Genomic DNA, 405 nt, shown 5'->3' with positions numbered 1-405 from the left:
GTTGCCCGCCGCGTCGTAGGCCATGCTCTCGCGGCGGTCCACGCCCGCCGTGAACCCCGGGTTGGGCATGAGCGCATAGTCCACCTCCGAGCGGGTGAGGCCGTGGAAGTGCCGGTTCGTGCCGTTGGCATACAGCTGGTAGAGCGCCGCGTTGTCCTTGGCCGGCGCCACGTCGATGTAGCCGATGACACCCTCTTCGATCCAGCCGAGCACGTCCCTCGCGGAGGCACGCAGTTCTTCGCTGGCCGTGTAGTAGTGGCTCGTGCTCGCGCCCGGAGGCCGCAGGCGGTAGAGAGGCGCCGCACCGCTCGCCGGCTGGCTCCGCACGTAGCCGACGTTGCCCTGGTCCTTCCAGCCATTGGCAATCAGCTGCGCCCGCTCTTCGTCGCTCGTGGTGTAGAGGTG

At 68.6% G+C, this 405-nt stretch carries 1 protein-coding gene; it reads right to left on the bottom strand.

The window, feature by feature from the left end; genetic code table 11:
• A partial coding sequence (locus tag FJV41_RS53075) for a hypothetical protein (protein WP_220138061.1) occupies window positions 1-405 on the bottom strand: 405 nt, incomplete at both ends.

Source organism: Myxococcus llanfairpwllgwyngyllgogerychwyrndrobwllllantysiliogogogochensis (assembly GCF_006636215.1).
Lineage (GTDB): Bacteria > Myxococcota > Myxococcia > Myxococcales > Myxococcaceae > Myxococcus > Myxococcus llanfairpwllgwyngyllgogerychwyrndrobwllllantysiliogogogochensis.
This window is presented reverse-complemented; position numbering and strand designations above follow the sequence as displayed.